At 70.9% G+C, this 25,771-nt stretch carries 26 protein-coding genes and 1 tRNA gene; 16 read left to right on the forward strand and 11 right to left on the reverse strand.

Annotated elements, in window-relative coordinates; all coding sequences use genetic code 11:
• Positions 1–11: 11 nt before the first annotated feature.
• The 7 genes from eno (at position 12) to WFJ36_RS01160 (ending at position 7,667) form a co-directional block, all read left to right on the forward strand.
• Complete coding sequence (gene eno, locus WFJ36_RS01130; protein ID WP_292788966.1) at positions 12–1,292, forward strand: phosphopyruvate hydratase; 1,281 nt, start codon at positions 12–14, stop codon at positions 1,290–1,292.
• 76 nt (positions 1,293–1,368) lie between these two features.
• Positions 1,369–1,905, forward strand: a complete 537-nt coding sequence (locus WFJ36_RS01135; RefSeq protein WP_292788969.1) for an FtsB family cell division protein — start codon at positions 1,369–1,371, stop codon at positions 1,903–1,905.
• 47 nt (positions 1,906–1,952) lie between these two features.
• A complete protein-coding gene (locus tag WFJ36_RS01140) occupies positions 1,953–2,495 on the forward strand; it encodes a DUF501 domain-containing protein (RefSeq protein WP_071328143.1) in 543 nt (180 codons plus the stop codon).
• A complete protein-coding gene (locus tag WFJ36_RS01145; RefSeq protein ID WP_336642476.1) occupies positions 2,492–3,808 on the forward strand; it encodes a S8 family peptidase in 1,317 nt (438 codons plus the stop codon). Before WFJ36_RS01140 ends, WFJ36_RS01145 begins: the two co-directional genes overlap by 4 nt.
• A gap of 25 nt (positions 3,809–3,833) precedes the next feature.
• Complete coding sequence (locus WFJ36_RS01150) at positions 3,834–5,351, forward strand: NAD(P)/FAD-dependent oxidoreductase (RefSeq protein WP_336642477.1); 1,518 nt, start codon at positions 3,834–3,836, stop codon at positions 5,349–5,351.
• A 166-nt stretch (positions 5,352–5,517) separates the two neighbouring features.
• Positions 5,518–6,597: a hypothetical protein gene (locus WFJ36_RS01155; protein WP_071328146.1), complete on the forward strand. Its 1,080-nt coding sequence runs from the start codon at positions 5,518–5,520 to the stop codon at positions 6,595–6,597.
• 197 nt (positions 6,598–6,794) lie between these two features.
• On the forward strand, positions 6,795–7,667 hold the full coding sequence (locus WFJ36_RS01160; protein WP_071328147.1) for a hypothetical protein: 873 nt from the start codon (positions 6,795–6,797) through the stop codon (positions 7,665–7,667).
• A gap of 4 nt (positions 7,668–7,671) precedes the next feature.
• Here the strand turns inward: WFJ36_RS01160 and WFJ36_RS01165 are convergent.
• Positions 7,672–7,744 (reverse strand) — tRNA-Leu (locus tag WFJ36_RS01165).
• A gap of 65 nt (positions 7,745–7,809) precedes the next feature.
• On the opposite strand from WFJ36_RS01165, the gene WFJ36_RS01170 reads away from it, so the two are divergent.
• The 3 genes from WFJ36_RS01170 (at position 7,810) to WFJ36_RS01180 (ending at position 11,018) form a co-directional block, all read left to right on the forward strand.
• Positions 7,810–9,054, forward strand: coding sequence for an amino acid deaminase/aldolase (locus WFJ36_RS01170; protein WP_336642478.1), 1,245 nt, complete (start codon positions 7,810–7,812; stop codon positions 9,052–9,054).
• Positions 9,051–10,364 (forward strand): D-arabinono-1,4-lactone oxidase, encoded by a 1,314-nt coding sequence (locus tag WFJ36_RS01175; RefSeq protein ID WP_071328149.1) that lies wholly within the window; start codon positions 9,051–9,053, stop codon positions 10,362–10,364. The genes WFJ36_RS01170 and WFJ36_RS01175 overlap by 4 nt, the downstream gene beginning before the upstream one ends.
• Positions 10,365–10,451: 87 nt before the next feature.
• Complete coding sequence (locus WFJ36_RS01180; protein WP_071328150.1) at positions 10,452–11,018, forward strand: LemA family protein; 567 nt, start codon at positions 10,452–10,454, stop codon at positions 11,016–11,018.
• Positions 11,019–11,027: 9 nt separating this feature from the next.
• Here the strand turns inward: WFJ36_RS01180 and WFJ36_RS01185 are convergent, their stop codons facing one another.
• Both WFJ36_RS01185 and WFJ36_RS01190 read right to left on the reverse strand, forming a co-directional pair.
• Complete coding sequence (locus tag WFJ36_RS01185; protein ID WP_336642479.1) at positions 11,028–11,927, reverse strand: hypothetical protein; 900 nt, start codon at positions 11,925–11,927, stop codon at positions 11,028–11,030.
• Positions 11,924–13,183 (reverse strand): winged helix-turn-helix domain-containing protein, encoded by a 1,260-nt coding sequence (locus tag WFJ36_RS01190; protein ID WP_336642480.1) that lies wholly within the window; start codon positions 13,181–13,183, stop codon positions 11,924–11,926. Before WFJ36_RS01190 ends, WFJ36_RS01185 begins: the two co-directional genes overlap by 4 nt.
• Before the next feature lie 85 nt (positions 13,184–13,268).
• On the opposite strand from WFJ36_RS01190, the gene WFJ36_RS01195 reads away from it, so the two are divergent.
• Complete coding sequence (locus WFJ36_RS01195; protein ID WP_083391664.1) at positions 13,269–14,465, forward strand: AI-2E family transporter; 1,197 nt, start codon at positions 13,269–13,271, stop codon at positions 14,463–14,465.
• The gene (gene ilvA / locus WFJ36_RS01200; RefSeq protein ID WP_336642481.1) at positions 14,462–15,691 is read left to right on the forward strand and encodes a threonine ammonia-lyase; all 1,230 of its coding nucleotides are present in this window, start codon (positions 14,462–14,464) and stop codon (positions 15,689–15,691) included. Before WFJ36_RS01195 ends, ilvA begins: the two co-directional genes overlap by 4 nt.
• A 60-nt stretch (positions 15,692–15,751) precedes the next feature.
• On the opposite strand, the gene greA is transcribed toward ilvA, so the two are convergent.
• Together greA and WFJ36_RS01210 are read right to left on the reverse strand one after the other, a co-directional pair.
• Positions 15,752–16,243 (reverse strand): transcription elongation factor GreA, encoded by a 492-nt coding sequence (gene greA, locus WFJ36_RS01205; RefSeq protein ID WP_025103938.1) that lies wholly within the window; start codon positions 16,241–16,243, stop codon positions 15,752–15,754.
• 97 nt (positions 16,244–16,340) lie between these two features.
• A complete protein-coding gene (locus WFJ36_RS01210; protein WP_060922683.1) occupies positions 16,341–16,727 on the reverse strand; it encodes a DUF4307 domain-containing protein in 387 nt (128 codons plus the stop codon).
• A 68-nt stretch (positions 16,728–16,795) separates the two neighbouring features.
• Between WFJ36_RS01210 and WFJ36_RS01215 the strand changes: the two genes are divergently transcribed.
• The gene (locus tag WFJ36_RS01215; RefSeq protein WP_071328154.1) at positions 16,796–17,083 is read left to right on the forward strand and encodes a hypothetical protein; all 288 of its coding nucleotides are present in this window, start codon (positions 16,796–16,798) and stop codon (positions 17,081–17,083) included.
• A 7-nt stretch (positions 17,084–17,090) separates the two neighbouring features.
• Here WFJ36_RS01215 and trhA read toward each other — a convergent pair whose 3' ends face one another.
• Positions 17,091–17,822 carry a PAQR family membrane homeostasis protein TrhA gene (gene trhA, locus WFJ36_RS01220; RefSeq protein ID WP_336642482.1) on the reverse strand — a complete coding sequence of 244 codons (732 nt, stop codon included), beginning with the start codon at positions 17,820–17,822 and terminating at the stop codon, positions 17,091–17,093.
• 96 nt (positions 17,823–17,918) lie between these two features.
• On the opposite strand from trhA, the gene WFJ36_RS01225 reads away from it, so the two are divergent.
• The 3 genes from WFJ36_RS01225 to WFJ36_RS01235 all read left to right on the forward strand — a co-directional run bounded on the left by WFJ36_RS01225 (position 17,919) and on the right by WFJ36_RS01235 (position 21,404).
• Positions 17,919–18,698: an isoprenyl transferase gene (locus WFJ36_RS01225; RefSeq protein ID WP_336642957.1), complete on the forward strand. Its 780-nt coding sequence runs from the start codon at positions 17,919–17,921 to the stop codon at positions 18,696–18,698.
• A gap of 34 nt (positions 18,699–18,732) precedes the next feature.
• The gene (locus tag WFJ36_RS01230; RefSeq protein WP_336642483.1) at positions 18,733–19,863 is read left to right on the forward strand and encodes an aminotransferase class V-fold PLP-dependent enzyme; all 1,131 of its coding nucleotides are present in this window, start codon (positions 18,733–18,735) and stop codon (positions 19,861–19,863) included.
• 158 nt (positions 19,864–20,021) lie between these two features.
• Positions 20,022–21,404: a PhoH family protein gene (locus WFJ36_RS01235; RefSeq protein ID WP_071328157.1), complete on the forward strand. Its 1,383-nt coding sequence runs from the start codon at positions 20,022–20,024 to the stop codon at positions 21,402–21,404.
• Positions 21,405–21,689: 285 nt separating this feature from the next.
• Here WFJ36_RS01235 and WFJ36_RS01240 read toward each other — a convergent pair whose 3' ends face one another.
• From WFJ36_RS01240 to WFJ36_RS01260, 5 genes are all read right to left on the reverse strand, one after another.
• Positions 21,690–22,526, reverse strand: a complete 837-nt coding sequence (locus WFJ36_RS01240) for a type IV toxin-antitoxin system AbiEi family antitoxin domain-containing protein (protein WP_336642484.1) — start codon at positions 22,524–22,526, stop codon at positions 21,690–21,692.
• Between the two features lie 307 nt (positions 22,527–22,833).
• Entirely contained in the window at positions 22,834–24,228 is a 1,395-nt protein-coding gene (locus WFJ36_RS01245; protein WP_062633568.1) for a class II fumarate hydratase, read from the reverse strand.
• Positions 24,225–24,899 (reverse strand): carbonic anhydrase, encoded by a 675-nt coding sequence (locus tag WFJ36_RS01250; RefSeq protein WP_025103947.1) that lies wholly within the window; start codon positions 24,897–24,899, stop codon positions 24,225–24,227. The genes WFJ36_RS01245 and WFJ36_RS01250 overlap by 4 nt, the downstream gene beginning before the upstream one ends.
• On the reverse strand, positions 24,896–25,540 hold the full coding sequence (locus WFJ36_RS01255) for a DUF4245 family protein (RefSeq protein ID WP_071328159.1): 645 nt from the start codon (positions 25,538–25,540) through the stop codon (positions 24,896–24,898). The genes WFJ36_RS01250 and WFJ36_RS01255 overlap by 4 nt, the downstream gene beginning before the upstream one ends.
• A complete protein-coding gene (locus tag WFJ36_RS01260) occupies positions 25,537–25,770 on the reverse strand; it encodes an exodeoxyribonuclease VII small subunit (RefSeq protein ID WP_336642485.1) in 234 nt (77 codons plus the stop codon). The genes WFJ36_RS01255 and WFJ36_RS01260 overlap by 4 nt, the downstream gene beginning before the upstream one ends.
• Position 25,771: the final 1 nt, after the last annotated feature.

Here is a 25,771-nt window from a genome sequence, read left to right on the forward strand (position 1 = left end):
GGAGCACATCAGTGGCACTGATCGAGGCTGTAGGCGCACGCGAGATTCTCGACTCGCGCGGAAACCCGACCGTCGAGGTGGAGGTGCTCCTCGACGACGGCATCGTGCAGCGCGCCGCCGTCCCCTCCGGTGCCTCGACCGGCGCCTTCGAGGCGTACGAGCTGCGCGACGGCGACAAGAGCCGTTACGGCGGCAAGGGCGTGCTCAAGGCCGTCGAGGCCGTCATCGACGAGCTCGGCCCGGCCATCGAGGGCGTGGACGCGAGCGAGCAGCGCATCGTCGACGAGATCCTCATCGAGGTCGACGGCACCGACAACAAGAAGCGCGTCGGCGCCAACGCCATCCTCGGCGTGAGCCTCGCGGTCGCCAAGGCCGCCGCCGACTCCGCCGATCTCCCGCTGTTCCGCTACCTCGGCGGCCCGAACGCGCACGTGCTGCCGGTGCCGCTGTTCAACGTCATCAACGGCGGAGAGCACGCCGACAACGGCATCGACATGCAGGAGTTCTTCCTCGCACCGATCGGCGCGGAGAGCTACTCCGAGTCGCTGCGCTGGGGCGTGGAGACCTACCACGTGCTGCGCGCTGAGCTGAAGGCCGCGGGCTACGCGACCGGCCTCGGCGACGAGGGCGGCTTCGCTCCCGACCTGCCCAGCAACCGCGAGGGCCTCGACTTCCTGGTGAAGGCGATCGAGAAGGCCGGATTCACGCCGGGCACCGACATCGCCCTCGGCCTCGACGTCGCCGCCACCGAGTTCTTCAACGACGGCGTCTACCGCCTCGACAACAAGGACTGGGACGCCGAGGCGCTCACCGAGTACTACGTCGGGCTCGTCAACGACTTCCCGATCGTCACGATCGAGGACGCGCTCGCCGAGGACGACTGGGACAACTGGAAGCACCTCACCGAGGCTCTGGGCTCGAAGGTGCAGCTGGTCGGCGACGACCTGTTCGTCACCAACCCGCAGCGGCTGGCGGACGGCATCACGCGCGGCGTCGCCAACTCGCTGCTCGTGAAGGTCAACCAGATCGGCACGCTCACCGAGACGTTCGACGCCGTCAGCCTCGCGCAGCGCTCGGGCTACACGGCGATGCTCTCGCACCGTTCGGGTGAGACCGAGGACACGACGATCGCCGACCTCGTGGTCGCCACGAACGCCGGCCAGATCAAGGCGGGTGCCCCGGCGCGCAGCGAGCGCGTCGCGAAGTACAACCAGCTGCTGCGCATCGAGGAGGAGCTGGGCGAGGCGGCGGTCTTCGCCGGCCGTTCCGCCTTCCCGCGCTACCAGGGCTGAGCGCACGCGACAGCAACGACGCCGCATCCGCGGCATGACCGCGCCGCCCGGCGGCGACAGAGACGAAGGAGGAGCCGTGGCACGACGACCGGCTCCTCCTTCGTCGTCTCCCGCGTCCGCCGCGCCGGGCCGCGCCGCGTCGACATCGCGGCAGCCGCGGGGTGGCGCGACGGCCGCCCCTCGCGTGGACGTGCGCGAGTGGGCATCGGGCATCCGGCTCTCCGCCTTCTCGGTGATCATGCTCTCCCTCGTCGTGCTGGGGGCCTGGGTGCTCGTGCCCACGCTCGGCACCTTCATCGACCAGCGGCAGAAGATCGCGGCGCTGGAGCAGTCCGTGCAGGTGAGCGAGGACGAGATCGCGGCGCTGACCGCGGAGCGCGAACGGTGGGAAGACCCTGCGTACATCACCACGCAGGCCCGTGAGCGCCTCTACTACGTGAAGCCGGGCGAGGTCGTGTATCTGATCGACAACGACCTCGATCCGTCCACCCTCCCGCGCGAGCAGGAGCCGGTGAGCGACACCCTCGAGGAGAAGCCCGCCGACTGGATGCCGCAGCTGCTGCGCACCCTCGTGTCCGCAGGCTTGAGCGACACGGCCGCCGCCCCCGGCTGAACGCTCGTTCCGAGCATCCTCCCGGACGGCTCCCCTACGCTGGTGGGGTGACCACCCCGCCGTTCCCCGCGCCCACGTCCGCCGAGCTCGCCGTCGTCTCGACCCAGCTCGGACGACCCGCTCGCGGCGTCGTCGGCATCGCCGCGCGCTGCCGCTGTGGCAACCCCACGGTGGTGGCCACCACGCCGCGGCTGCCGGACGGGACGCCGTTCCCCACGTTCTACTACCTCACGCATCCGGCGGCGACCGCGGCGATGTCGACGCTCGAGGCCACCCAGGTCATGCCCGAGCTCGCGGCGCTGCTCGCCGAGGACGAGACGGTGGCCGCAGCCTATCGGTCCGCCCATGAGGCCTACCTCGCGGACCGGGCGCAGTTCGGCGAGGTGCCCGAGATCGACGGGATCTCCGCTGGGGGCATGCCGACGCGAGTGAAGTGCCTGCACGCCCTCGCCGGGCACGCCCTGGCGGCGGGTGCCGGCGTGAACCCGATCGGCGACGCCGCTCTCGCTCGCAGCTCCTGGTCACCCGAGGTCTGCCGTTGCGAGGAGCCCGGCGCCGCCCTCCGCGACGATCCGGCACGCTCGGCATGACGCGGCGACGGATGCTGCGCAGCGCCGTCGCCCTCGTGGCGGTGGCGGCATCCGTCCTGCTCCTCGGGTCGACCCCGTCCCCGACCCCGACGCCGCCGGTCGCCGACGATCCCGCGGACCCGGTCCGTGCGGCGGAGTACTGGCTGGATGGCGCAGGGATCAGGGATGCATGGCAGACGACGCGCGGAGAAGGCGTCACCATCGCCGTCATCGACACCGGTATCGGCAAGGTCCCGGAGGTCTTCGGGGACGCGGTGGTCGGCGGGACCGACGTCTCCGGTGCCGGCACCCCGGACGGTCGCACGCCGCTGGGCGCGGTGGACGGCAACCACGGATCCTGGGTGGCTTCCCTCGCGGCGGGGCGCGGCAAGGCTGACGGCACGGGCATGATCGGCGTCGCGCCGGAGGCCGATCTGCTGTCGGTCTCGGTGGGCTTCGGCGCCGCGGCAGCCGTGCCGTTCACCGAGCAGGTCGCCAAGGGCATCCGGTGGGCGGTCGATCACGGCGCCGACATCATCAATCTGTCGTTCACGACGAACACCCTCGACTGGGACGAGAGCTGGGACGACGCGTTCCTGTACGCCTTCGAGCACGATGTCGTCGTGGTCGTCGCCGCCGGCAACCGGGGGAGCGGCACGAACATCATCGGAGCGCCCGCCACGATTCCCGGCGTGCTCACGGTCGGCGGTGTCGACCAGACCGGCACGGCCAGCATCGAGGCATCGACGCAGGGCATCACCATCGGGATCTCGGCGCCGAGTGAGGGGCTGCTCGGGGTGTCGGCGGACGGCGAGGTCGTCTCGTGGAGCGGAACCAGTGGTGCGGCTCCGATCGTGGCCGGTGTCGCGGCGCTGATCCGCTCGGCGCATCCCGACATCTCGGCGAACGACGTCATCAACCGCATCATCAAGACGGCCATGCCGGTGGCCGACGCACAGAAGCCGCGAGATCCGCTCTACGGCTTCGGGCTCGTGGACGCGGACGCGGCGATCTCGGCGAACATCCCCTCCGTGAGCGAGAACCCGATGGGAGATCTGGCGGAATGGGTGCGGCTGTTCCGCCGTGCGGACAGTGTGCCCACGCCGGAACCGTCTCTCGGCCCGGTGGACATCCCACCGCTGCCGGACGCGGACGCCCCGACCGAGGCCGGTTCACCGCTGCTTCCCAGCGCCGATTCCCTGCGCTACGGTACCCTGCCGCTCATCGCCCTCACCGTCCCTGGTATCCTGGTAGCGCTTGGCGTCACCGCAGCTGCCCGGCGCATCCGATCGGCGCGCGTTCCCGTACGCCACAATCCCGACTCCGAGGAGTAGTTCTTCTGTGCCTCAGAACAGCACTGTGCCCAAGATCCTGATCGTCGGCGGAGGGTACGCAGGTTTCTACACCGCGTGGAAGCTCGAGAAGCATCTGCGCAAGGGCGAGGCCGACGTGACCATGGTCGACCCGCTGCCGTACATGACGTACCAGCCGTTCCTCCCCGAGGTCGCCGCGGGCTCCATCGAGGCCCGTCACTCGGTGGTCGCGCACCGTCGTCACCTCAAGCGCACCCACGTTCTCACCGCCAAGGTGACCAACATCAACCACGCGCAGAAGGTCGCCACCATCACGCCGCCCGTCGGTGAGCCGTACGAGTTCGCGTACGACCAGATCGTCGTCACCGCGGGCGCCGTCTCGCGCACCTTCCCGATCCCCGGCATCGCCGACAACGCCATCGGGCTCAAGACCATCGAAGAGGCCGTCGCGATCCGTGACAAGGTCATGTCGAACTTCGACAAGGCCGCGTCCCTCCCCGCCGGTCCCGAGCGCGACCGTCTGCTCACCGTCGTCGTCGTCGGCGGCGGCTTTGCCGGCATCGAGGTCTTCGCGGAGCTCCGCTCCCTCGCGTCCTCGCTGGTGAGCAAGTACCCGCAGCTGAGCTTCGAGGACACGCACTTCCACCTCATCGAGGCGATGGGCCGCATCATGCCCGAGGTCTCGCTGAAGACGAGCGAGTGGGTGCTGAAGGACCTCGCCAAGCGCGGAGCCAACGTCCACCTCGACACGCAGGTCACGGGTGCCATCGACGGCAACGTCGAGCTCTCCACCGGCGAGGTCATCCCGACGGACGTCATCGTGTGGACCGCTGGTGTCATGGCCAACCCGACCGTCGTGCGCGGCGGTGATCTGCCGGTGGAGGAGCGCGGTCGCATCCAGACCCGCGCCGACCTCCGCGTCGGCACGCCCGAGGCGTTCGTCGAGGGTGCCTGGGCCGCGGGCGACGTCTCGGCCGTTCCCGACCTCTCCGGTGGCGGCGTCGGCGGCTTCTGCGTCCCGAACGCACAGCACGCCGTGCGTCAGGCGAAGCTCCTGGCCAAGAACGTCGTCGCCGTGCTCCGCGGCGAGGAGCCCAAGGAGTACTTCCACAAGAACCTCGGCGCGGTCGCAGGTCTCGGCCTGTACAACGGCGTCTTCCAGTCCGGCAAGATCGCGCTGAAGGGCTTCATCGCCTGGCTCGCCCACCGTGGCTACCACGGTCTCGCCATGCCGACGTGGGAGCGCAAGTGGCGCGTGCTCTGGGGCTGGTGGAACAACCTGTGGCTGGGCCGCGACCTCGTGAACCTGCAGACGGTGCAGAACCCGCGGTACGTCTTTGAGGAGTTCGCCGCTCGCCCGCGTCCCGCGGCACCTGCGGACGCGGCTCCCGCGTCGGCCGCGAAGGCGCCGGCTGCCGAGAAGCCGGCTGCTGCGCCGGCGGCGGAGACGCCGGCGGAGATCAAGAAGCCCGCGGCCAAGAAGCCGGCGGCCAGGAAGCCCGCTGCCAAGAAGGCTCCGGCCGCGTCGGCGGATGACTCGGTGGAGACCGCCGCGGTGAAGTGACCGCACGGTTCTGAGAGGAGAGGGCCCCGAGCGCACGAGCGCCGGGGCCTTCTTCGTTCCCGCGCGCAGCGCGAGTTGGCGACGTAACATCTCACATTGTACGCTCGCAGAGTGCTCGGGAGGGGCGTCTACCACGCGACCCCGGACGACGCTGGGAGGAGGTCCGGTGAGCGCGCAGGGGGGAGAGCCGCCGACGGTCAGTGTGTCGATCCGGGCGACTCCGGGCCAGGAAGGGCGCGCAGAGCAGCTCGCGGAGCGACTCGACGGTGCTTTCGTCCGCATCTGCCGAACGGGTGTGGGGACGGATGCCGGAGCCTTCACCGAGGCGTGGCAGCCATGGACCCGGCGGGCGACCCACCACATGGTCCTGGATGCCGCAGTGCGCCCGCACCCGAGCCTCGTCGCGCAGGTGCACGACGCCGTGGGAGGGCGGCCCCGGGCCGCCCTGCGGTTTTTCACTCCCGGAGACGGCTATGCCTCGCACGCCCTCCGGGTGGCGGCGTTCGCCGGCCATCCGTGGCTCGTGCCGCCTGGAGCCGATCCGACGTCGATCGCCGTGGTGCTGCCGACTCCCGAGGCGGCTGAGTTCGCCCGTTCCGTCCCGGCGGGCGACGACGCTCCTGAGGGCGTGCTGCTCCAGCGGTTCGCGGAGGAGCGGGGACTCGCCCTGCTCGCGAGCACTGCCGATCTCGTGCAACGCGACGAGCCGGGGGCGCACGCTCCGGCCACCGCCTTCCTGCCCGCCGAGGTCGCTCCCGCGGAGTGGTGGCGACGGGACACGCTCCAGGCACCGCCGCTGATCCCTGTGGTGCATCTGCGAGACGGGCAGCCGCTGTCGTACGAGGCTGTGCCGGGTACGTCGGACGGCTGGCGTCTTCGCGCGCGCCGAGATGTGCCGACACCGCACGCCCGCCGGTTCGCGCGGGTGATGCACGACCGGCTTCTGGGCACCGAGGTCGCTCGCGGTCACCTCCGGGCGGCGGCTGTACTCCTCGGCGTGGCGGGAGTGCTGCGCGACCAGCTCCTCCTCGCAGCGGCGTGGGGGCGGCCGTCCGATGCGTTCGGCGTGGCCGTGGCCCGGGAAGCGGCGGCGACGCTCGCACTCGGGACCTTGGCGGAGGCCGTTCCGGCAGCACGTCGTCCGGACGGTGCGGCGGAGCTCCGCGAGACGTTCGAGGCGCTGTACGAGGAGATGACCGCCATCCTCCGCGGGTCGCCCCGGCCGGAGCATGGAGCCGATCCATAGGCCGCCTCACTAGCGTGTCGAGGGCAAGGGGAGTACTCCCGTCTGCAGCGACGTCGTCATGACGGGCATGTCATCGTGCCCCGGCCCGCTGGCCCGTGAGGGTGGAGGAGACCTTGGCACCCGCATCGCGGGCTGCCCGGAACCTTGCGTCGACCGACGTCGCGGAGAACGGCGGCCCGTCTCACGAACGGACCCTCATGTCGAAACTCTCCCGCCTGATCCGCCTCGCCACCGACGCCCTCGACGCGAAGGGCGCGAGCCCCGCCGCGAGGGGCGGGGAGGGCTCTCGTTCTTCGACGGATTGGAGCGGGATGATCCGTGGCGCCGTGGATGCCGTCCGTGGTCCCGGTACCGAGGGGCCGCGCCCGGACACCCCGTCTCCCGCCTCGTCGTCGGCCGGCGGCCCTGCCTCGGGACGACCGTCGACCTCGTACGCGCCGCCGCCTGCCCCCGGTGCCGGTGGTCGGCCGGACGCCTCCGCGGCGGACCGTGCGGCCATCGCCCGGTACGACTACCTTCTGCAGACGGCGGACCCGCATCGCGTCGAGCAGATCCATCGCGAGGCCTTCGCGCGTCTCACGCCGTCGCAGCGGGAGCAGGTCGAGGCCCGCATGCGGGCCGAGCTCCCGGCGGAGGAGCGACCGCGCTCCTCCTCCGCGGATGACCTCGCCCGCGCGGCGGGCCGCGCCGAGGCGATGCAGCCGGGCCGTCTGCGCGGCCTCCTCTCCCGGGTCCGGGGTGCCGGCGCGGGTGGGGCGGCGGTCGCCGCCGGCGGTGCGGCGGTCGGCCTGTTGGGTGTGGTGGCCGGCGGGGCCGTCGTGAGCACCGTGGCGGCACCCCTCCTGGAACAGGCCGCAGGCCTCGGAGTGGACTTCGACGCCTGGGCGCAGGGCATCGACATCGACGCCCTCGCCTCCGGCGTCGACGTCGATGCGCTGGCCGGTGGCGCCGACGAGATGCTCGGCTCGGCCGGGGAGGCCGTCTCGGGACTCGGCGAGACCGCGACCGGCTGGGGAGAGCGGCTCGGCGATCTCGGCCTCCCGGGGATCGGCGACATCCTCGGCCGCTGACGGGTGCCCCCGCTGGGACTCGAACCCAGACTGAAGCGATTTTAAGTCGCCTGCCTCTGCCATTGGGCTACGGGGGCCGTGCCGCCAGCCTATCGTCGGCGGGGTCGTGACCCGGGCGGGGCTCAGGCCGTAGGGTGGGGGAGTGCTCGACCTCACCGACGAACTGAGCCCCGTCCCGGGTGGCCCCGCGGTCGCCCCCGAATGGGAGGACCCGGGCCGCTACTGGCCGCGCCTGTCGGCCGCGACCGGGCACCTTCCGGCCCCGGTCGCCGTCATCGATCGGGAGGCGCTGCGCTACAACGCCATGGATCTGCTCGTCCGTTCCGGCGGTCTGCCGATCCGGGTGGCGTCGAAATCGGTGCGGGTGCGTGCCGTCCTCGATGCCGTGCTCCGCGTCCCCGGCTTCCGCGGCATCCTCGCGTTCACGCTCGAGGAAGCGCTCTGGCTCGCCGAGACGCACGGCGACATCGTGTTGGGCTATCCGACCGTGGACCGGGCCGCCCTCGAACGGCTCTGCGCCGACGAAGAGGCCGCGCAGCGCATCACCCTCATGATCGACGATCCCGTGCACCTCGACCTCGTCGACAGTGTGGTGGCCCCCGCAGCGCGCCCCGAGCTCCGGGTTGCGATCGACGTCGATGCATCCTGGCGATCGGCGCTGCTCGGGCACATCGGCGTCCGCCGGTCAGCTCTCTTCTCCGCCGGCGAGGTCGCGGCGTTCGCCCGGAAGGTCGTGGCTCGCCCCGGCTTCCGCCTCGTGGGGCTGCAGATGTACGACGCGCAGATCGCCGGACAGGGTGACGCCGGCCCCGATGGGCCGCTGGTCCGCCGCGTTCAGGCCCGCTCGCGCGACGAGCTGCGGGAGCGGCGGGCGCAGATCGTCGCCGCAGTCAGTGCCGTGACCTCCCTCGAGTTCCTCAACGGCGGGGGCACCGGCTCCCTCGAGTTCAGCGGCAGCGACGAGTCCCTCACCGAGGCCAGCGCGGGTAGCGGCCTGCTGGGAGGGCACCTGTTCGACGGGTACCGGTCCTTCCACCCGGCGCCGGCTGCGGCTTTCGCCTTCGACGTCGTGCGCCGTCCTGCGGCCGACATCGCAACGGTGCTGGGCGGTGGCTGGATCGCCTCCGGTCCCGCGGTCGCCTCCCGACAGCCGCGCCCGGTGTGGCCGGCGAATCTCCGCACGCTTCCGCGGGAGGCGGCAGGCGAGGTGCAGACGCCGCTGCAGGGGCCGAGCGCCGCGACGCTCGGCGTCGGCGATCGCGTCTGGTTCCGTCATGCGAAGAGCGGCGAACCGGCCGAGCGCATCGCCGCCTACCATCTCGTGTCCGGCGACGAGGTCATCGACGAGCTGCCGACGTACCGCGGCGAGGGGAAGGCGTTCCTGTGACGAGAATCGGCGGCACCTGGCAGAACTGGGGCCGGTCGGCGTCGGTGCGCCCGGTCCGAGTCGAGCGGCCGCGCAGTCCCGAGGGCGTGCAGCGTGCCGTGCGGGCAGCGGTACGACAGGGACTCACGGTCAAGGCGGTCGGCGCCGGTCACAGCTTCACCGGGATCGCCGTCGCTCCCGGTGTCCTCCTGGAGCTCGACGACCTGCAGGGACTCGTATCCGCGGACGCCGTAAGCGGGCGCGTCACGCTCCTCGCCGGCACCCGGCTGCACCGCATCCCCGGGCTGCTGGCGCGCTACGGACTCGCGATGGAGAATCTCGGCGACATCGACCGGCAGTCCATCGCCGGGGCGATCTCCACGGGCACCCACGGGACCGGCGCCGGCTTCGGCGGTCTCGCCACCCAGGTGGTCGGGGTGACTCTGATCACCGCGGACGGCGAGTTCCTCCGCATCGACGAAGCCCACAGCCCCGAGCTGCTGCCCGCGGTCGCCGTGGGGCTGGGAGCGCTCGGCATCATCGTCGAGGTGACGTTGCAGTGCGTGCCGACGTTCGTGATGCATGCGATCGACGAACCCGTGCCGATGGAGGAGGTCCTCTCCACGATCGATGAGCGCGTCGCGGCGGCCGATCACTTCGAGTTCTACTGGTTCCCGCACACCGACGTCGCGCTGACCAAGCGCCAAGCGCGTCTGCCGGAGTCGACGCGACGCCGGCCCCTTCCTCCCGTGGGCCGATGGGTGGACGAGACGCTGCTCGCGAACGGCGTGTACCGCGTCGTCTGCGCGGCGGGACAGGCTGTTCCGGCGATCACACCTCGGTTCAACCGGCTCGCCGTGCGACTCACCGGGGACCGCGAGTACACCGACCTGTCGAACCGCGTGCTCACCCAGAGCAGGACGGTGCGATTCCGTGAGATGGAGTACGCGCTCCCGGCGGCGGACGTCGTGCCCGCGTTCCGCGCTCTCCAGGATCTCATCGACCAGCGCGGCTGGCGGGTCGAGTTCCCGGTGGAGGTGCGGTTCGCGGCAGCCGACGACCGCTGGCTCTCGACCGCATACGGTCGCGAGACCGCCTACATCGCGGTCCACAGGTACTGGCGGGCGGACCCGACCGAGTACTTCGGCGCGGTGGAGGAGATCATGAGCGCGCACGACGGTCGCCCGCATTGGGGGAAGCTGCACACGCTCACGCACGACACGCTGCGGGGGCGGTATCCGCGCTTCGAGGACTTCGTGGCGCTGCGCGACCGCCTCGACCCGGACCGCCGATTCTCGAACCGTTACCTGGAACGCGTGCTCGGGCGCTGATCGAGTCGGGCCGGAGACTCTCGTCCCCAGTCCACGTGCAGGCACCGCGTCTAGGATGAGAGAAATACGGGAAAGGGTGGGGCACTGATGGAATGGCTCGTGCCGGTACTGATCGTCGTCGGGGTGATCCTGCTCGTCGGCGTGTATCTCTGGGCGACATACAACTCGCTGGTGCAGCTGAACGTCCGTGTGGACGAAGCCTGGAGCGGCATCACGGTACAGCTCAAGCGTCGAGCCGACCTCATCCCGAACCTCATCGAGACGGTCAAGGGCTATGCCGCGCACGAGAAAGCCGTGTTCGAGAACGTCACCCGCGCCCGTGCCGAGACTCTCTCTGCCGGCAGTCCCGGTGAGGCGGGGATCGCTGAAGGCCACCTGCAGCAGGCGCTGCGCAGCCTCTTCGCCGTCGCCGAGGCCTACCCGCAGCTGCAGGCCAGCCAGAACTTCCTCCAGCTGCAGCAGGCGCTCGTCGACACCGAGGACAAGATCCAGGCGGCGCGACGCTTCTACAACGGCGGCGTGCGCGAGCTGAACACGAAGATCAAGGTGTTCCCCAACAACCTCTTCGCCAAGGGACTCGGCTTCACCGAGCGCGAGTTCTTCGAGGTCGCCGACAGCGGCGCCATCTCGGAGCCGCCGCGCGTGCAGTTCTGATCCTCGCCCTCACCACACCGTGAGGGCGAGTTCGTCTGCGGTGACGTCCACGCCTCCGCGCACGCTCCACGCGGTGCTGCGATAGGTGACCGTGCGCGCGGCGCCGTCCTGGCCGGTGCCGGTCACGGTCGCTTCGAGGATGCCGTCGTCCGCGGTGAACGCCGTCGGGGTGAGCACCACAGCGGGGAACCGCTCGACACGGAACGCGACGTCGGAGATCTCTCGGAATTCCGTCCCCCACGGGATCCGCACGCCGCAGTTCTCGGGGACCACGGTGCCGTCGGCGGTGCAGGTCGTCAGGTAGGCCTCCAGCTGGGTCTGCGCAGCCTCCGTCGCCTCGGGCCGGAGCTCGGCGGTCACGCCTGCGGTGGCGTCATCCCCGGGGAGCACGACGACCTCGGACGCACCCGTCAGCAGCGTCCGAGGTGCGGCCGTCACGGGGTACACGCCAGGGAGCAGCGCGGCGTCTTGCTCCACCGGGAGGACCGCATCGCCGACCTGCACCGCCGTCCCGATCGTGGTCGTGGAGCGGAGGGCGCCGAGGCCGGAGTCATCGACGACCCACCCGCCGCTGCCCGGCGTCAGTCGGAGGTCCGCCTCGTGCTCGTCTCCGTCGAGCCGGAAGCGCACCGTCGCGGACGCGCCACCGTCCCCCTCGCGGACATCGGTGACCTCGGCATCCTGGATGGTCGACGTCGCTCCGGCGAACGCGGTGAGGGCGGCGTCGGACGCCCTGGTCCCGGTCGCCGCGACCGCCTCCGGATCGCCCGACTCCAGCGCCTGGAGATAGGCCAGCGCCGCCTCCTCCGCCGTGGGCGAGCGGAGCGCGGACAGTCCCCACCACACCGCCCCCGCGACAGCGACGGCCGCGACGAGCCCGCCCAGGAGCCACCATCGACGACGGGTCACGCGACGCCCTCCCGGACGTGGACATGGCGACGCACCGTGTCCGGCGCGGTGGCGGTGAGTGCGGTGTGGACGGCGGCGGTCGCATCGCCCCATCCGGAGACCGACACCTGGTCGAGATTCTGCCACCGCGCGGCGCGCAGGAGCTCCGCCGCGATCGCCTCGGCGTCGCCGGGACGCGCCTGCGGCTCCCACCATGCCGACTGCACCTGCAGCGTGGACGTGCCGCGGTCCGCCTTGAGGTCGACCCGCGCCACGATCCGGTCGCCGACGAGCACAGGCAGCGAGTAGTAGCCGTAGCGGCGCTTCGCTGCCGGCACGTAGATCTCGATGCGGTAGTCGAGTTCGAACGCCCGCAGCGCACGTTCCCGGAACCACACCACGGGATCGAACGGGGTCAACAGGGCGGCGGTCTCGACCCGGCGCGGAAGAACCGCGTCGCGATGCCGCCAGGCGGGCAGGGGCCGACCGCCGCGCTCCCAGCCGCGGACGGTCACGGGGTGCACGTCGCCCGCGTCGACGAGATCGGCGATCGCTCCGGTCACCGCGGCACGGTCGCGGAGGCGGTAGTAGTCGGCCAGGTCGGCCGCCGTCCCGACGCCGCTCGACCGCGCGGCGCGCCGGACGAGCTCGCGGATGGCGTCCTCGCGCGGGATCTCACGGGACCGGATGCCGTCGGGGATGACCTGCTCGGCGAGGGCGTAGGTGCGCTCGAATCCCCGGCGCCCGCTCACCGCCACGTCTCCCGTGCGCCACAGATGCTCGAGGGCGAGCTTGACCTCGTCCCAGTCCCACCAGGTGCCGCGCTCGCGTGGGGCGTCGGCGCGGAGATCGACCGGGCGGAGCGGTCCCCGCGCACGGAGCTCGTCCTGCACCCACTGCACCGTCCGGGCGTTCGTGCGGAGCCAGGAGTCCTCCGCGGACCAGCGCCGCCGGAAGTCGTCCATGCGGAACCGCCACAGCGGCCAGTCCTCGACGGGGATGAAGGTCGCCTCGTGGGCGAGGTACTCCACATAGTGCGTCGTGCGAGAGAGGAAGAGGCGGTCGAGAAGCGCCGGATCGTAGGCGCCGAGCCGGGAGAACAGGGGAAGGTAGTGCGACCGGGCGAACACGTTGACCGAGTCGATCTGCAGCACGCCGAGCCGCTCCATCACGCGGTGCAGATGGCGACCGGAGACGGTGGCCGGACGGGCGCGGGTGAAGCCCTGGGCAGCGAGGGCGATGCGGCGCGCCTGGGCGGGACTGAGGGTGTCGGTCACGCCGCCAGCGTATCCTCGCTCTCCGACATCGTCGGAGAGCGCAAGATGCGTCGAGCGGCATACGGCATGACCGTAGACTGAGGCGATGAGCGAGGACCAGCGACCCCGGCTGCGCGATCTGTTCCGTCCGCGCCCCGTGGTGACCGATCGGACCGTGACCACCGAAGCCGACGAGGCGGTGCCGCTGCCCCTGCGCATCACGGCGAGCTACGCCTGGCGCCTGCTGCTCATCGCGGCCGCGGCCGGCGTCTTCATCTGGCTGGTGATGCTGCTCAAGCTCCTCGTCATCCCGCTGATGGTGGGGATCCTGATCACCGCCCTGCTGTGGCCGGCGTTCTCCTGGATGCTGCGCCGCGGCTTCCCGCGCTGGCTCGCGATCGCTGTCTCGCTCATCGGCACGATCGCCATCGTCACCGGACTGATGTGGCTCGTGGTCTGGCAGGTGCGCGCCCAGCTCCCGGACGTGCAGCAGCGCACGACCGAGGCCTTCGACCAGTTCCAGGTGTGGCTGCACGACGGTCCGCTGAACCTGTCGGACACGCAGATCGCGAACTACCTGCAGCAGGGCCTCGACTTCATCAGCGAGCAGGCGCAGGTCCTCTGGACGGGGGCCCTCGCGATCGGGACCACCGTCGGGCACGTGGCCACCGGCGCGCTGCTGTCGCTGTTCATCCTCATCTGCCTCCTGGCCGACGGTGCGGGCATCTGGCGCTGGACGCTGCGGATCTTCCCGCGGAAGGCCCGCCCCGCTGTCGACGGCGCCGCGCGCAACGGCTGGACGACGATCGTCAACTACGCCAGGACGCAGCTGTTCGTGGCGACGATCGACGCGATCGGCATCGGCCTCGGCGCGTTCCTGCTCCAGGTCCCGCTCGCGCTGCCCGTCGCCGTGCTCGTCTTCCTCGGCTCGTTCATCCCGATCGTCGGTGCGGTCGTGACCGGTGCCGTGGCCGTCTTCCTCGCCCTGGTCTACAACGGGCCGTGGATCGCCCTCTGGATGCTCGTCGTCGTGCTGGCCGTGCAGCAGATCGAAGGCCACATCCTGCAGCCGATCATGATGGGCTCCGCCGTCAAGGTGCACCCCCTCGCCGTCGTCCTCGTGGTCGCGGGCGGCGCGATGATCGCGGGCATCCCCGGTGCCCTGTTCGCCGTCCCGCTGGCCGCGTTCGTGAACGTGGCGGCGGTGACCATCAGCTCGGGATCCTGGCGTACCGGCGTCGGGCCGAGCGGAGACCTGATCTGGAGCACAGTTCCGCGCGAGCGGAGACGGAGGAATCGATGAGCGCAGTCCCCAGCCTGACCGAGTTCCAGGACGCGGCTCGAAGTTTGGCTGAGGTGATCTCGCACACCCCGACGCTGCCCTCCCGGGCGCTGTCCGACGCGCTCGGCGCCCCGGTGCTGCTGAAGATGGAGAACCTGCAGCGCACGGGTTCCTTCAAGATCCGCGGGGCGGCCTACCGGCTCTCCCGTCTCAGCGCGGAGGAGCGCTCCCGCGGGGTCGTGGCGGCCTCGGCCGGCAACCATGCGCAGGGCGTCGCTTTGGCCGCTCAGGCGCTCGGCATCCCGGCGACGATCTTCATGCCGCTCGGGGTCCCCGTGCCGAAACTCCTCGCCACCCGCGGCTACGGGGCCGAGGTGGTGCTCGAGGGGGAGACCGTCGCCACGTCGCTGCGCCTGGCCGCCGAGTTCGCCGAGCGCACCGGCGCCGTGCTCATCCATCCGTTCGACCACCGTGACATCGTGATCGGGCAGGGCACCCTCGGCCTGGAGCTGCTGGAGGATGCGCCCGAGATCGACACCGTGGTCCTCGGCATCGGCGGCGGAGGGCTGATTGCCGGCGTCGCCGCCGCGATCAAGGCCAAGGCCGCCGAGCTCGGGCGGACGATCCGCGTGATCGGCGTGCAGGCGGAGAACGCGGCCGCGGTGCCGCCGTCGCTGGCAGCCGGGGAACCGGTCGACATCGTCACGCGCCCCACCATCGCCGACGGCATCCTCGTCGCCCGCCCCGGGGCCGTGCCGTTCGAGATCATCAAGGACCTCGTCGACGAGGTCGTCACCGTCTCCGACGACGACCTCGCGCGCGCCATGCTCGTCCTCCTGGAGCAGGCCAAGGTCGTCGTGGAACCCGCCGGCGCTGCGGGGGTCGCCGCTCTCCTCTCCGGACGGGTGTCGGCGACCGGCACGACGATGGCCGTGCTGTCCGGCGGCAACATCGACCCGCTCCTGCTGCAACGCGTGGTGTCGCACGGCCTCGCCGCCTCCGGACGGTATCTCACGATCCGCATCCCGCTGCCCGATCGCCCCGGTCAGCTCGCCCGCGTGTCCGAACTCATCGCGGAGGCGGGAGCGAACGTCATCGAGGCGATGCACACCCGTCACGGCCACGGACTGCAGATCAGCGAGGTCATCCTCGAGCTCAGTGTCGAGACCCGTGGGGCGGACCACTCGGCCCACACGCTCGACACCCTCCGTCGCGCCGGCTTCGCACCCATCGTCGTCCAGGACTGACCCCCGGACGCGAGACACCCCCTCGACCGTGGCGGTCGAGGGGGTGTCTCGTGAGGGGCGTCAGCCCGTGTAGGTCTCCACCTTCACGATCTCGACGCTGATCGAGCGGCCGTTCGGCGCCTCGTACGACGAGGACTCGCCGACCTTGAGGCCGAGGATCGCCTGGCCCAGCGGGCTGGCCTCGCTGTAGACGTCGAGGTCGCTGCCGGCGGCGGCGATCTCGCGGCTGCCGAGGAGGAAGACCTCTTCGCCGCCCGCGACGATCGCGGTCACGACGGTGCCCGGCTCGACGATGCCCCGGCTGGCAGGGGCCTCGCCGACCTTGGCGGTCTTCAGCAGCGCTTCCAGGGTGCGGATGCGCGCCTCCTGCTTGCCCTGCTCGTCCTTCGCCGCGTGGTAGCCGCCGTTCTCCTTGAGGTCGCCCTCCTCGCGGGCCGCCTCGATGCGCTTGGCGATCTCGTCGCGACCGACGGTGGAGAGGTGTTCCAGCTCGGCGACGAGCCGGTCGTAGGCTTCCTGCGTGAGGAAGGGGACCTGAGCATCGGTGGACATGACGAAGCTCCTTCTATCGGGATCCCGCCGAGATGCCGCGGGGGATATGCCAAGACGCCCCGGCACGGTGCCGGGGCGTCGTCTGTCTGGCATCAGTCTAGGCGACCCAGCAGGTGTTCACCAAACCTGTCGTCGCCTCCGCGACGGTCGGGATGCGCTCCGCGCGGGTGAGCGCATGGGCATCTCCGGCCGGGATCTCCACGATCTTCCAGCCCACGACGCCGAACTCCTCGTCGAGGGCTTCGAGCACGCACACGACGTCCTTGCCCTGGACGCCGGTCACCTGGAAGCGCACGTCGACGGCGTGCTCGTCCACGAGCTCGAAGCCCAGATCATCGGCGTCGACCGCGCTCAGCGACTGGCCGACGATGGACCACGCGAGGGCGGCGAGGAGGAGGAGCGCGACGGCCCCGGCGAGGAACCACGGCCACCGACGGCGGCGGGTGCGGCCGTAGCGTTCGTCGAGTTGGAGGGCGGTCGTCACAGGTGGGGTCTTCCGGTCGTTAGGCTGGTGATACCAGGTTATGCGACCTGCGTACGAAAGGCCGATTCATGCGCTTCCTCTCCGAGACCCCGATGCCGACACCGTCGATGACGGTGGCCCCGGAGTCGGTCACGCCGGGCTTCGCCGGCTTCGCGGTGATCGTCATCGTGCTCGTCGCCGTGATCCTGTTGATCTGGGACATGAACCGCCGGATCCGCCGGGTGCGGTACCGCGAAGAGGTGCGCGAGGAGCTCGACGCGGAGGAGGCCGCCCGCGCCGCCGGAGACGCCCAGGACCAGGGCCGCACCGCACCGGAAGCGCCCGCCGCGCCCGACGAGGAGCCGCGCGAGCGCTGACCGCCGCTCAGGGCGCGCCGAGCGACGGCGACAGCGGGTGCAGAGCGATCAGCAGGCACGCGGTCCAGTGGCAGAGGAAGGCCAGGACCGTGCACACGTGGAAGATCTCGTGGAAGCCGAAGTGTCCCGGCCACGGGTTCGGCTTCTTCAGCGCGTAGACGATGGCGCCGCCCGTGTAGAGCAGACCGCCGACGATCACGAGGACCATCATGGCCACGTTGGTGTCGAGCAGGTCGACGATGTACATCACCGCGGCCCAGCCGAGCAGCAGATACAGCGCGACGTAGAGCCAGCGCGGCGCATGGATCCAGAACACCCGGAAGAGGATGCCGAGCAGGGCTCCGCTCCAGACCAGGGTCAGCAGCAGAACGCCCTTCTCCGGCGGCAGCGCCAGGGTGGCGAGCGGCGTGTACGTGCCGGCGATGAGCAGCAGGATGTTCGCATGGTCGATCCGCTTGAGGATGCCCTTCACCCGGGGGCGCCAGTTGAAGCGGTGGTACACGGCGGAGTTCCCGAACAGCAGCAACGAGGTGGCCATGAAGACCGCCGCCGCCCACTTCGCCGCCGCCCCCTGGGATACGGCGATGAGGACGATGCCTGCGGCGATCGCGACGGGGAACGTGCCGGCGTGGATCCACCCGCGCCAGGTCGGTTTGATCTCGGCCGCCGCGTCGACGGCCGCCGCTTCGAGCAGCGGCAGCTTCGGGAGGTCGGCGCCGGTCTGGTCGGAAGTGCTCACGTGCTCACTCTAGGTGGGAGCGCATGCCCGTCCCCGTACATGTCCCCAGGTTCTGCACCGACGCGGAAGAGCGGGGCAGGGTAGCGTAGGTGGGTGATGTCACGCGAGAGCCCGGGGCGGGGACCGCTGTACCGGCTGTACACCAGCCGGCTGCGCCGCCACCTCGATCCGGCCTCCGTTCCGCACCACGTCGCCATGATGATCGACGGCAACCGCCGATGGGCGCGACAGCTCGGATTCGACACCCCAGCCGAAGGGCACCGTGCAGGCGCCGCCAAGATGCAGGAGTTCCTCGGCTGGTGCGACGAACTCGGGGTGCGTGTGGTCTCGCTCTACCTCCTCTCCAGCGACAACCTCCGCAAACGGGACTCGGCCGAGCTCGCCGACCTCATCGAGATCATCGCGGAGCTCGCCGAGGCGCTGTCCCAGAAGGGGAACTGGCGGGTCAAGCACGTCGGCCGCCCCGACATCCTCCCCGCGGAGCTGGCGCGCGTGCTCGCCGATGCGGAGGAGCGCACGAAGGACCACACCGGCCTGCACGTGAACCTCGCGGTCGGGTACGGCGGCCGGAACGAGATCGTCGACGCGGTGCGCAGCATCATCACCACACACGAGGCGTCGGGCGGCACGCTGGAGGACCTCGCGGCGCAGCTCACTCCGGAGATGATCGGGGAGCACCTCTACACGGGCGGCCAGCCCGATCCCGACCTCGTGATCCGCACGAGCGGCGAGCAGCGGCTGAGCGACTTCCTGCTGTGGCAGAGCGCGCACAGCGAGTTCTACTTCGTCGAGGCGCTCGGGCCCGATCTGCGACAGGTCGACTTCCTCCGCGCGATCCGCGACTACGCCGACCGCGACCGCCGATTCGGACGCTGATCCGAGGGGTGCGGGCGCGTGTCACAATGACGCAGTGAGCACTTTCGACGACTACCTCGGCACCTTCGACGCGGAGTCAGGGTACCTGAACTGGGCGGCATTCGGCCCTGTGTCCCCGTCGGTCCGCGCCGAGGTCTTCGCGGACGCGGACCTCCTCGGCAGTGGCCGGCCGTCGTCCCTGGCGCTCGTGGGAGAGCGGATCGGACAGGCGCAGGAGGTCGTCGCCGAGCTCCTCGGAGCCGATGCCGCGGACGTCACGCTGCAGCCGTCGTCGACCCACGGCCTCATGCACGCGCTCTACGGGATCTCCGGCGCGGTCGTCGCGAGCACCGCGGAGTTCCCGAGCGTGAGCCTCACCCTGGAGCGCGCGGCGGCGGCGTCCGACCACGCGGTCACGCCGCGCTGGATCACGCCCGACGACGGACGGGTCACCCCCGACGCCGTCGCTGCCGTCCTCGACGATGATGTCGTGGCGCTCGCCGTCAGCCACGTCGACTTCCGCACCGGCTATCGGGCCGATCTCGCCGCGCTGCGGGACGTCCTCGGCACGGACCGCCTCCTCATCGTCGACGCCGTGCAGTCCTTCGGCGTGATCGACGCCGACTACAGCGTCGCGGACGTCGTCGTCGGGCACGGCTACAAATGGCTGCGCGCGGGCCGGGGCACCGGGTTCGCGTGGTTCTCGCCGTACGCACGCGAGCGCATCTCGCCCGTGCTCTCCGGGATCACCGGGACGGCGGCGAGCGGGCTGGTCGTCGACGAGCTGCCCGCCCCGGCACCGGACGCGCGGGCCTACACGATCAGCATGCCGGACACGCTCGCCGCCGGCCGGCTCGCGATCGGCGCTCGGGACGTCAGGGATGCCGGGGTCGCGGCGATCGAGGAGCGGCTGTCCGCGCACGTGGACGCGGTGATCGCCACGGCCGACCGCCACGGGATCGTCGTCGCCTCCCCGCGCGAGCGCACCGAGCGCGCGGGGATCGTCGCCCTCGCACCGGAGGAACCGGCGCGGCTCGCCGCGGCTCTCGCCAACGCCGGACTCGTCGTCACCGCTCGGGGCGGATCCATCCGCATCGCGCCGCACGCCGGAACCGACGCCGAGACGCTCGCCCTGCTCGACGAGACCCTGGGCGCGTTCGGCAAGGAATCGTTCATCGTCCCGTAACGAATCGCTGGCGTGTCGAGTCCGTGGAAAACCCCTGAGCGGCCGTACCGTCAAGGCATCGGGCAAGGCGCCCGGTCGGGTCGGCCTCAGGTTCGCGACTCGTGACCCCCTGGTCGACTCGTTCGAATAGCCGGGAATCCCCGGGTCGGGAGTGGGTCGTGACCACACGTACAGCGCAGCAGTCCACCAGCACCGCGCAGCAGTCCACCCGTCAGACGCCGAGTCAGGCCGCGGCCGCAGAACCGGATCAGGATCTGCGCACCTACGTCCTCGACACCTCGGTCCTGCTGAGCGATCCGCAGGCGCTCTTCCGGTTCGCGGAGCATTCCGTGGTGCTCCCGGTGGTCGTCATCACCGAACTCGAGGGCAAGCGGCACGACCCGGAGATCGGGTACTTCGCCCGCCAGGCGCTGCGCCACCTCGACGACCTGCGCGTCGAGCACGGTCGACTCGACTTCCCGGTGGAGGTCGGCGAGGGCGGCACCCTCCGCGTCGAGCTCGGCAACGCCGATCTCTCGGTGCTGCCCGCGGGGATCCGCCTCAGCGACAACGACAGCCGCATCCTCTCGGTGGCCATGCACCTCGCGCAGGACGGCCAGGACGTGACCATCGTGTCGAAGGACCTCCCGATGCGGGTGAAGGCCGCGTCCCTGGGGCTCCGCGCCGAGGAGTACCTCGCCGAGCAGGCCGTGGACTCGGGCTGGACCGGCATCGCCACGCTCGATCTCTCCGGCGACGACATCAGCGACCTCTACGAGAGCGAGGTCGGGCTCAGCGAGGACGTGCACGGGCTTCCCCTCAACACGGGCCTCATCATCCACTCGGAGCGAGGGTCGGCTCTCGGTCGGGTGACCGGCGACGGGGAGTTCCGGCTCGTCCGCGGTGACCGGGACATCTTCGGCATGCACGGGCGCTCCGCCGAGCAGCGCATCGCGATCGACCTGCTCCTCGACCCCGAGGTGGGCATCGTGTCCCTGGGTGGGCGCGCGGGCACCGGGAAGTCGGCGCTCGCACTGTGCGCGGGTCTGGAGGCCGTGCTGGAGCGGCAGCAGCAGAAGAAGATCATCGTCTTCCGTCCGCTGTTCGCCGTAGGTGGCCAGGAGCTCGGATACCTCCCGGGCGACCAGGGCGAGAAGATGAACCCCTGGGGTCAGGCGGTGTACGACACCCTCGGCTCCGTGGTCTCGGGGAACGTCATCGACGAGGTGGTCGAACGCGGACTCCTCGAGGTGATGCCCCTCACCCACATCCGTGGGCGGTCCCTGCACGATGCCTTCGTGATCGTGGACGAGGCGCAGTCCCTGGAGCGGAACGTGCTGCTCACGGTGCTCAGCCGCATGGGGCAGAACTCCCGCGTGATCCTCACCCACGACGTCGGGCAGCGCGACAACCTCCGCGTCGGTCGCCACGACGGCATCGCCAGCGTCATCGAGACCCTCAAAGGACACGGCCTCTTCGGCCACGTCACCCTGACCCGCTCGGAGCGCTCCGCCATCGCCGCCCTCGTCACCGACCTCCTGGAGGGCGGCGAACTCAGCTGACCCGCGCCGGCGGGCCCGGTTGCACGATCCGGGCCCGCCCGCACGACCTCGTCCCGCTGCACGACCGTGCCCCGCCCGCACGACCTCATCCCGCCCGTGGGCCCCACTGGCCTCTCCGATCGTGCATCCGTGTCGGGCTCGTGCATCCGTGCCGCGGGCCCTCGGACGTCGGTAGCGACACCTGCACGATCCTGCACCGTCGGCCGGCCGCTGCGGGCCGAGGGGTCGTGCGGGTGGAACGGAGTCGTGCATGCGGAACCGGGTTCGTGAGGGCGGGATCAGACGTCAGATGCGGTCGTGGGCTCGACGGAGGGCGCCTTCGATCGCAGCCTGAACCGTGGGCCAGTCGTGCACGACCTGGGCGTAATCGAAGCGCAGCGTCTCGTACCCGAGTCGCGATGCGACGGCATCACGGGCGAGGTCGCGGTGGCGCATCGCAGGGGCGCCGTGGTGCTCACGTCCGTCGACCTCGATGATGAGGCGGCCGTCGACGACGAAGTCCACGCGGCCGACACCGGGGATCGCGACTTGCGTCGTGAGGCGCACGCCGAGGACATGGAGCCGGAGGCGGAGCAGGGATTCCAGGCCGCTGTCCGCGTCAGGACGAGCGAGGTCCACGAGCCAACGCGCGGACCGGGGTAGCGCGGCGCGGATCCGGTCTCGCGCTGCCCGCCCGATCAGTCCCTGCCGCCAGGCCGACTCGAAGGACACGAAGAAGGCCTCGTCACCCTCGCACACGTGCAGATGCCGAAGCGCGTCCTCGACAGACACGATGCCGAACCGGGTGCGTCCCTCGAAATGATGCGGGATGCACCGGCACCCGACGTGCGGGTGCGCGCGGCCGTTGCGACCCAGCCACACGTGCGGCGCATCGCTCTCCGAGAGCACCCAGACTCCGTGGGCGCGCAGCGCGGTGCCGCAACTGATGGCTCCACCATGGGCAGCTGCCGTGAGCACGGTCGCGTCGGTGTCGCGGGTGGCGAACACCCCGGAGCGGACCCGACGGATCCGGCCGGCGCGCACCGCGCGCGACAAGGCGGAGCGCGGGATTCCGAAAGCCCCGAGGTCGCGCCCACGGGCGATGCCTCCGAGACGAGTGAGGGTCGAGACAGGATCGAGCATCCGCTGATTCTGCGTCCTCCGGTGTCTCCACGGGGCAGGAGGGGCGTCGTGGGGATGAGTCGGGGTGTCCGGGGACTCGTGGAGGAGGAGTCGCCTGCACGATCCGGAGCCGCGGGCAGTCCTGATCTGAGGATTCCGACGTGCGGGCGGAACGTGGTCGTGCATCCGAGACAAAAACCGCGACGGACGGAGCCCGGATCCTGGCCGAGACGGGGACGGGATCGAGACGGGGACGGGACGGGACGGGGGCTGAGACGACGGATGCCGCGAGGACCGAGGTCCCCGCGGCATCCGTGTCAGGCGTGGATCAGCCCGGGTGGGTCATCGACAGGAGGTCGAGCTTCTCGTCGAGCTGCTCCAGCGTCAGCTCGCCGCGCTCGACGTAGCCGAGGTCGATCACGGCGTCGCGCACCGTGATGCCCTTCGCCACCGAGTGCTTCGCGATCTTGGCTGCGGCCTCGTAGCCGATCAGCTTGTTCAGCGGCGTCACGATCGACGGGCTCATGCCCGCGAAGGCGGCGGCGCGGTCGAGGTTCGCCTGCAGGCCGTCGATCGTCTTGTCGGCGAGCACCCGGGAGGCGTTCGACAGCAGACGGATCGACTCGAGCAGCGCGGTGCCCATGACCGGGATGGCGACGTTCAGCTCGAACGACCCGGAGGCGCCAGCCCAGGCGACCGTGGCGTCGTTGCCGATGACGCGCGCGCACACCATGAGCACGGCCTCGGGAACGACGGGGTTCACCTTGCCCGGCATGATCGAGGAACCGGGCTGCAGGTCGGGGATGTGCAGCTCGCCGAGACCGGTGTTGGGGCCGGAACCCATCCAGCGCAGGTCGTTGTTGATCTTCGTGAGCGACACGGCGATCGTGCGGAGCGCGCCGGAGGCCTCGACGAGACCGTCGCGGTTCGCCTGCGCCTCGAAGTGGTCCTTCGCCTCGGTGATGGGCAGCTCGGTCTCGGCGGCCAGCAGCTCGATGACCTTCTGCGGGAAGCCGAGCGGCGTGTTGATGCCGGTGCCGACAGCGGTGCCGCCCAGCGGTACCTCGGCCACGCGGGGGAGCGCCGACTGCACACGCTCGATGCCCAGGCGGATCTGACGGGCGTAGCCGCCGAACTCCTGGCCGAGCGTGACGGGCGTCGCATCCATGAGGTGCGTGCGGCCGGACTTGACCGCGTCCTTCCAGAGCTCCGCCTTGGCCTCGAGCGCGACGGCGAGGTGGTCGAGCGCGGGGATCAGGGTGTCGATGAGCGCCTGGGTGACCGCGATGTGCACCGAGGTGGGGAACACATCGTTCGACGACTGCGAGGCGTTCACGTGGTCGTTGGGGTGCACGGTGGAGCCGAGGATGCGGCTCGCGAGCGTCGCCAGGACCTCGTTCATGTTCATGTTCGACGAGGTGCCGGAGCCGGTCTGGTAGGTGTCGACGGGGAACTCGCCGTCGTGGCTGCCTGCGGCGACCTGGTCGGCGGCCTGGGCGATCGCGTCGGCGATGGCGCCGTCGAGCGTGCCGAGCTCCTTGTTCGCCAGCGCGGCGGCCTTCTTGATGCGCGCGAGTGCGGCGATCTGCGTGGACTCCAGGCCCTTGCCGGAGATCGGGAAGTTCTCCACGGCGCGCTGCGTCTGCGCCCCGTAGAGCGCGTTCACGGGCACTCGCACCTCACCCATGGTGTCGTGTTCGATGCGGTACTCGGTGTCGGTCATTCCGAACCCTCCTTGGTTGCGGGGTCGATCCCCTCGGCTTCGATGCCGACCGTGATGACGGGCGCTGCCTCACCCTCGGCCAGACGGTAGTTGGCGCCGACGATGCCGAGACGGCCTTCGGCGACGGCGTTGCTGATGATCTCGGACGACTGCAGCAGGTCGTTGACGGTGTTGCGAAGGTGCTCGCGTCCGACGAGCTCCGCATCGATGTCGGCCACCGTGCCGCCGCCGCTCTCCGCGAGCACCTTGCGGGCGGCCGGGACGATCGGCGCGATGAGCTTCCAGATGTGCGGGGGGAGCGGGTCCGCGTCGATGGCGGTGCCGTCGATGGCGGCGCGCACCGCACCACAGGAGTCGTGCGCGAGGACCACGATGAGCGGGACCTCGAGAACGGCGACCGCGTACTCCAGGCTCGCCACGATCGACTCGCCGATCACCTGCCCGGCGTTGCGCACCACGAAGAGGTCGCCGAGGCCGAGGTCGAAGATGATCTCGGCGGCGAGACGAGAGTCCGAGCAGCCGAAGAGCGTCGCGACGGGGTGCTGCGCCGCGGTGAGGTCCTTGCGGCGGTCGACGTTCTGGTTCGGGTGCTGGGGCTCGTCGCGGACGAAGCGACGGTTGCCGTCCTGCATCTGCTTCCAGGCGGCGGCGGGGGTCAGCGGGTGGGTCATCGGGCCTCCGAGACGGTGCGGATCTGGGGGATGAGCGACTCCGCGAGCTCGGCGGTGGAGTCGGCCGAGCGGGAGCCGTAGAGAAGCACGTAGTCGTCGCCGGCCTGGGTGCCGAGGGCGTAGGTGACGTTCGCCTCCGCGCCGGCGGACCCGGGCCGATAGACGTCCCACTCCAGACCGCCGATACGCACGGTGTCGGTCGGGGCGACGCCGTTCAGCCGCTGCGGGGCCCAGGAGGCATCGGCATCGAAGGCCTGGGCGAGCTTGATGAACCCGCGCTCGTCCTGTGCCGCAGGCGCGAGGGTGACCTCCCAGACCACGGGGGCTCCGCTCTGGAGCTCGGCCGCGTTCACTCGCCAGAACTCGTCCGTGTCGGGGACGATCGCCGGGCTGCCCATGGACGACTCCACGTCCGCGGCGATGGCGGCCACGTCGATCGGCTTCGCGGCGACCGGCTCGCCCCGGGGGACGAGCGCGATGATGACGACGACGACCGCGAGGGTCACCACCAGCGCGGCGACGAGGTTGCGGACCGTCTGGCTCGACCGGTAGGCCTTGCTCGACGCGGCCTTGCGTGCCGCGGTCTCGTCCGGCGTCTCCGGTCGACCGAGGTCGGCATTGATCGCGGGACCCTTGCTCATGACGCGTCGCTCTCGTCGGGGGTGGTGGTGCGTGCAGCCTCGAGACGACGCTTCGCGCCGAGCAGCCACTCCTCGCAGCGGGCGGCCAGGGCCTCACCGCGCTCCCAGAGCGCGAGCGAGTGCTCGAGGGTCGGTGCCCCCTGTTCGAGCTCGGCGACGACCCGGACGAGCTCGTCACGGGCCGCCTCGAACGACAGCGTGTCCACGGGGGTGTCGTTCACGGCGCTCACT

This window comes from Microbacterium sp. MMO-113 (assembly GCF_037148555.1).
Taxonomy (GTDB): Bacteria; Actinomycetota; Actinomycetes; order Actinomycetales; family Microbacteriaceae; genus Microbacterium.